The sequence below is a fragment of the Streptomyces sp. NPDC058662 genome, from assembly GCF_042716255.1.
Classification (GTDB): Bacteria; Actinomycetota; Actinomycetes; order Streptomycetales; family Streptomycetaceae; genus Streptomyces.
The window spans coordinates 1-6,009 of the sequence record NZ_JBHXRU010000136.1 but is presented as its reverse complement, the minus strand read 5'-3'; the positions used below and the strand labels follow the sequence as shown (position 1 = coordinate 6,009).

The window sequence follows — 6,009 nt, the reverse complement described above, 5'->3', positions numbered from 1 at the left end:
TTTGGCGGGCTGCTTATTTTTTTTTTCTCAGACGGGGCGGGGGGGGTGGCGCCGGCCGCCCGCGCCGGCGGCGCGGCCGCGCCCGCGGCCGATCCAGGCACCCGCGGCCGCGACGGCGACCAGGAGTACTCACTGCGCTACATCCTGACCCACATGATCGAGGAGTACGCCCGCCACAACGGCCACGCCGACCTGCTGCGCGAAGCCATCGACGGCGCCACCGGCGAATGACCCACCCCCGGCCACCCACCCCGGACATCAACGCCCCACCCCGGACATCAACGCCCGACCCCGGACACCAAGGCCCGACCCCGGACAAGGCCCGACCCCCGAAGCCGAGGCCGAACGCCGCAAGTCGCGGGCGAACGGCGGGGCTCGGGGGTCAGCTCCGGGGATCGGGGGTCAAGGGCGGGCGGCGCCCCGCCGGTCCACCGCGTCCAGCGCGGCCTGCCAGGGGAAACGCGCCCGCGTGTCCGCGCCCACCTCCCCGGGAACGAACCCGCCCTCACCCCACAGCACGTCCACCCCCGCACCGCGCAGCACCGACAAGGACTGCTCGAACTGCGGATGCGCGGCGAGCGCGGCGTTCACACACGGCATCGCCACCACCGGCGTGCCCCGGCCCAACGCCTCCGCCGCGACCCCGGCCGTGAACCGCCCACTCAGGCCCAGCGCCCAGGAGTTCACCGAATTGAAGGTGACCGGAGCGAACAGCAGGGCGTCCGCGTCCGGCCACACATCCGCCTCCCCGGGCAGCTTGTACTGCCAGCGCACCGGCCGACCCGTCAACGCGGCCAACCCGTCGAGGCTGCCGGCCACCCACCGCGCCGCCGTCGGCGTCAGCCCCAGGCACACGTCCCACCCCCGCGACTGCGCATCCTCGATCACATGGGCCACGTCGAAGACGGGCTCCGCGGCAGAGCAGAACAGGTACAGATTCCTCGTCATACGCCCATGTGATCATATTGACGCAGCGCCGACGCCAAGGGCCGCCAACACGCGCCCCCCGTACCGGACCACGCGCGCCCCCCTACCGGACCACCCACAGACCGGAATCCGGCTCCCCCCGGCGCTCCGCACAGCAGCTCGCCCGCCCCCGCCACGGCCGTGCTCAACCCTCGCCCGCCCCCCGCCTCGCCCGCCCCCCGCCACGGCCGCGCTCAGCCCTCGGCCGCCTGCGCCATGGCCGTGCGCAGCAGTTCGGCCATCGCGTGCCCGGCCACCCGCAGCGGCTCCGGGTCGCGGGCGGCCCGGCACAGCACGAACGCCCCCTCCAGCATCATGATCAGCGAAAGGGCGAGCGACCGCGCCGCCTGACGGTCCGCCACCCAGCGGCCGAACCACCGCGCGGCGGCGCCCACCCACTCCTCGAACACCTCGGCCGTCGCCACCCGCAGTACCTCGTTGCTGCTGGCCACATCCAACGCCAGGGTCGCGATCGGGCACGCGTCGGCGTAGCCGGTCGCCGCGAGGTCGTCCGCGGCCGCCTCGAAGGCGTGCACGAGGGAGTCCAACGGGTCCGGCACGCTCTCCAGCAGGGCCAGCACCATCCGGCCGTACTCGGCCCCCGACGTGCGGACCACATCCTCGGCCAACTGCTGCTTCCCGCCGGGGAAGAAGTGGTAGATCGAGCCGAAGGGCGCGTCCGCGTCCGCCGCGATGCGCTTGAGCCCGGTGCCCGCGTAGCCGTTGCGGCGAAACAAGGCCGTGGCCGCACCGTGGATCCGGCCCCGCGTGTCCGACTGTCCCATAGTCCTTCGCCTCCACTGCGCCAGGCCTGCACCTGTTCCCACCGGGCCCACTACCCTACATTAGAACGATCTATCAACTGGAGGTGTGATGCCCGGGATCGACCTGTCGGCCGGACCCATCGACTACCAGGACACCGGCGGCCAAGGGCCGGTACTCGTCTTCGCCCACGGCCTGCCGATGAACCAGACGCAGTGGCGCAAGGTGGTACCGCTGCTGGAGGGCTACCGCTGCATCCTGCCCACCCTGCCGCTGGGCGGCCACCGGCAGCCGATGAGAGCCGACGCGGATGTGTCCCACCGCGGTGTCGCACTGCTCTTGGGCGAGTTCATCGAGCGGCTCGGCCTCGACGAGGTGACCCTGGTCCTCAACGACTGGGGCGGCGGCCAGTTCCTGGTGTCCGAAGGGCGGGCCCAACGCGTCGCACGCCTGGTACTGGTGGCGTGCGAGGCATTCGACAACTTCCCCCCGGGAGCGGCGAAGGCGGTGGCCGCGGTGTGCGCGATCCCCGGTGGCGTCCGGCTCCTGACCCGCCTGATGCGCATCCCCGCCTTCCGCGACCACCGCAACGGCTACGGCGGCATGAGCCTGCGCGGAATCCCGGCGGAGGTCATGGACGACTGGTTCGCCCCCGCCACGTCGAGCAGGGCCATCCGCAGGGACTTCGCCAAGTTCGCCACCTCGGCGCCCGACCGCCGCACCCTGCTGGCCTGGAGCGAGCGCCTGCGCGACTTCGACCGCCCGGTCCTGGTCGTATGGGCCACCGAGGACCGGCTGATGCCCCGCGAGCACGGCCCCCGCCTGGCCGAGCTGTACCCGCAGGGCCGGCTGGTCGAGATCGCCGACTCGTCCACCCTCATCCCCGAGGACCAACCCGAACGGCTCGCCGAAGCACTCACCGACTTCCTCATCCAGACGGGAGCCGAGCCCGTCCCACGACAGAACCAGGCATAGGGCGGCGCGGCAGACGGGCCGCACCCCCGCCACTCCCGCACCCGCCGACCACGTCCACCAGCCCAACACCCGCACCCGGCGAACACCTCCGGCCGGCCCCAGGTGCTGCGACCCCCCTGCCCGCCCGCACCCCGCACCCCGCACCCCGCACCCCGCACCCCGCACCCCGCACCCCGCACCCCGCACCCCGCACCCCGCACCCCGCACCCCGCACCCCGCGCCCCCGGGCCCCGCGTCCCGGGTCGGGCCGGTCAGGACAGGGGGAGTACGCCCACCGCCTGGCCGCCGCTGCTCTCACCAGTGAGGGAGAACCCCAACCCCAGGTAGAACGGCTGCGGCCCGTCCTCACCCGGATGCCACGTCACATACGCGCGATCCGCGCCCCGCCGCCGCAGCTCCTCCACGACCGCCCCGACCGCGAACCGGCCGTACCCCTTGCCCTGATGGCCCGCGTCGATGTTCAACCGCCATATCCCCGAGCGCCGCTCCCGCACATCCCGGGCCGGATCCCACACGATGTCCATGAATGCCATCACGAACCCGACGACCTCCCCGCCGGCCACCACCGCCCGCGGCCAGGCCGCCTCCCCGTGGACGTAGGCCTCCGCCAGCGACTTCACGACGGGCGAGACGAGGTGCTCCTGACGGGGATGGACCCGCACCGCGCACACCGCGTCGAAGTTGTCCGCGGTCACCGGAGCCAGATGGGGTGTCGAGCTGAGCATGCCCCCACCCTAAGTCGCCCACGAACACGCCCCGCCGACCGGGGGGTTCAACCGACCTGGTGCAGCGCCAGCGCCCACGCGAGCAGACCCAGCGCCACCGTGCACAGCACCGTCCGCCACACGTTCGCACGCACCCACGGCCCCTCGAAAGCACGCCGCACCGCCGCCGGATCCGCCACCGGCCCACCCGCCCCGGCCCGCTCCAACGCGTTGTTCAACGCGATGTTCACCCGCCCCGTCACCACCATCGCCGCGACGTAGCACACCAACGCCCCCACCAGCGGCCCCAGCGGCCCCCGCCACCCCTCACCCACATGCAGCCCCACCGCCAACGCGGTGAACAGCGGCGCCCCGACATAACCCAGCACGAACCAGCCGTTGAGGATCGCCACATTGATCCGCCGCATCACCTCGATGACCGTCCCGTCCCCGGTACGCGCCAACCCCGGCATCACCGACACGGCGAACGCGTAGAAGAGACCACTGACCAGACCCGTGGTGATCGTCGCTGCGACCATCGAAAGCAACCGTGCCGTTTCCACCCGCATACCCCCCGCTCATCCCCGCCCACACACCCCACCGTGCGAAGCCGCACCCTGCAACGCCCTACCGTGCCGTGCCATGCCGTACGACGGCCGTACCGTGCGGTGCGACGGCCGTGCCGTGCGGTGCGACGGCCGTGCCGTGCGGTGCTCTGCCGTCGACAGCGCCGCCGTGCCCTGCCGTTGCCCCGCCGTGCGACGCGATGCCGTTGGGGCCTCGCGATGCCGCGACCGCCCGGCCCTGCCGCCGCGCCCGCAGTTTCGCCGCATCATAGGGGCACACCCCCGGCGCCGGGCGCTACGCGGCCCCCGGATCCTGCTCCCGATCCAGCCGCCCCGCCGTGCCCCGTCGTGCCCGCCCCGCCGTGCCCCGTGCCGTGCTGCGCCCCGTGCCGTGCTGCGCCGAGTACGGGTACGGGTGGCCGGTGCCGGTGCGGGTGCCGGTGCGGGGCGGGGCAGGACCCGTAGGCTGGCCGCGTCCACCCGCCGCCGCCCCCACGGGAGCCGCCGTCATGCTCAGCGCCCTCACCGGAGTCCACGGGGACCGCGCGGACGCCATCACCGTCGCCGGCCGCCGCGCCTCCTACGAGGAACTCCTCGGCGCGGCCCGCCAGGTGGCCGCCGACATCGCGGGCGCCCCCGTCTTCGCCGTCACCGCCACCGCCTCCCTGGAGACCGTCGCCGCGGTGGTCGGCGCACTGCTGGCCGGCGTCCCCTGCGTACCGCTGCCCCCCGACGCCGGGCCCGCCGAACGCGAGCACATCCTGCGCGACAGCGGAGCCCACCTGGTACCCGTCGACTTCGCACGCCGCTCCTCCCACGACCCCGGCCCGCCCGCCGACCCCGCCGACCCGGCCCTGATCCTGTACACCTCCGGAACCACCGGCGCCCCCAAGGGCGTAGTCCTGAGCACCGCCGCCCTCACCGCCGACCTGGACGCCCTCGCCGAGGCCTGGCAGTGGAACGCCCAGGACACCCTGGTCCACGGACTCCCGCTGTTCCACGTCCACGGCCTGGTCCTGGGCGTCCTGGGCGCCCTGCGCACCGGCAGCCGCCTCGTGCACACCGGCCGCCCCACCCCCCGCGCCTACGCCGAGGCTGCCGGCAGCCTGTACTTCGGGGTACCCACCGTGTGGTCGCGCGTGGCGGCCGATCCGGCCGCGGCCGGCGCCCTGTCCCGGGCCCGCCTCCTCGTCTCGGGCAGCGCGGCCCTGCCCGCGCCCGTCTTCCGCGACCTCCAACGCCTCAGCGGCCACCGCGTCGTCGAGCGCTACGGGATGACCGAGACCCTGATCACCGTCAGCGGCCGCGCGGACGGCGAGGTCCGCCCCCAGACCGTCGGCACCCCCCTGCCCGCGATCCGCACCCGCCTGGCGGCCGAGCCCGGCGCCGAGATCGGGGAACTCCAACTCACCGGCCCGACCCTGTTCTCCGGCTACCTGGGCCGCCCCGAGGCCACGGCCGCCGCCTACACCGAGGACGGCTGGTTCCGCACCGGGGACATCGCCGCCATCGACGCGGACGGCGTCCACCGGATCGTGGGCCGGGCCTCCACCGACCTGATCAAGTCCGGCGGTTACCGCATCGGCGCGGGCGAGGTCGAGAACGCGCTCCTGGACCACCCCCACGTCAGCGAAGCGGCCGTCGTCGGCGTCCCCGACGCCGACCTCGGCCAGAAAATCGTGGCCTTCGTCGTCGCCCACGGCGTCTCGGGAAGCGAACTCACCGATTTCGTCGCCGCCCACCTGTCGGCCCACAAACGCCCCCGCGAGGTCCGCTTCATCACCGCCGTCCCCCGCAACGCCATGGGCAAACCCCAAAAACACCTCCTCCTCACCGACGAAACCACCGACCAGACCACCGGCGGGCCCCGAAACCCCACCTGAGAACCGGACGCCCCGCCCGAACCGGGCCCCACACCACGCCTCTACGCGCCCCGCCACCGAACCACCGGCCCGGCACCGGCCCGTCGCCACCGAACCACCGGCCCGGCACCGGCCCGTGGCCACCGCACCGGCGGCCCGGCGCCACTCCACCGG

At 74.0% G+C, this 6,009-nt stretch carries 7 protein-coding genes; 3 read left to right on the top strand and 4 right to left on the bottom strand.

The features are described 5' to 3' along the window. Nucleotides 1-231, top strand: a 231-nt coding sequence (locus ACFWUQ_RS29165; protein WP_384543981.1) for a DUF664 domain-containing protein, incomplete at its 5' end; no start/stop codon positions are given. Between the two features lie 171 nt (nucleotides 232-402). On the opposite strand, the gene ACFWUQ_RS29160 is transcribed toward ACFWUQ_RS29165, so the two are convergent. Both ACFWUQ_RS29160 and ACFWUQ_RS29155 read right to left on the bottom strand, forming a co-directional pair. Further along, nucleotides 403-948, bottom strand: a complete 546-nt coding sequence (locus ACFWUQ_RS29160; RefSeq protein ID WP_384543979.1) for a flavoprotein — start codon at nucleotides 946-948, stop codon at nucleotides 403-405. A 212-nt stretch (nucleotides 949-1,160) separates the two neighbouring features. After that, nucleotides 1,161-1,751, bottom strand: coding sequence for a TetR/AcrR family transcriptional regulator (locus ACFWUQ_RS29155; protein ID WP_384543977.1), 591 nt, complete (start codon nucleotides 1,749-1,751; stop codon nucleotides 1,161-1,163). An 88-nt stretch (nucleotides 1,752-1,839) separates the two neighbouring features. Between ACFWUQ_RS29155 and ACFWUQ_RS29150 the strand changes: the two genes are divergently transcribed. After that, nucleotides 1,840-2,703: an alpha/beta fold hydrolase gene (locus ACFWUQ_RS29150; RefSeq protein ID WP_384543975.1), complete on the top strand. Its 864-nt coding sequence runs from the start codon at nucleotides 1,840-1,842 to the stop codon at nucleotides 2,701-2,703. Between the two features lie 251 nt (nucleotides 2,704-2,954). Here the strand turns inward: ACFWUQ_RS29150 and ACFWUQ_RS29145 are convergent, their stop codons facing one another. Further along, nucleotides 2,955-3,428 (bottom strand): GNAT family N-acetyltransferase, encoded by a 474-nt coding sequence (locus ACFWUQ_RS29145; RefSeq protein ID WP_384543973.1) that lies wholly within the window; start codon nucleotides 3,426-3,428, stop codon nucleotides 2,955-2,957. Nucleotides 3,429-3,475: 47 nt separating this feature from the next. After that, nucleotides 3,476-3,976 carry a DUF1772 domain-containing protein gene (locus ACFWUQ_RS29140; RefSeq protein ID WP_384543971.1) on the bottom strand — a complete coding sequence of 167 codons (501 nt, stop codon included), beginning with the start codon at nucleotides 3,974-3,976 and terminating at the stop codon, nucleotides 3,476-3,478. A 506-nt stretch (nucleotides 3,977-4,482) separates the two neighbouring features. Between ACFWUQ_RS29140 and ACFWUQ_RS29135 the strand changes: the two genes are divergently transcribed. Next, nucleotides 4,483-5,856, top strand: a complete 1,374-nt coding sequence (locus ACFWUQ_RS29135) for an acyl-CoA synthetase (RefSeq protein WP_384543969.1) — start codon at nucleotides 4,483-4,485, stop codon at nucleotides 5,854-5,856. The last annotated feature ends 153 nt before the right edge of the window (nucleotides 5,857-6,009 follow it).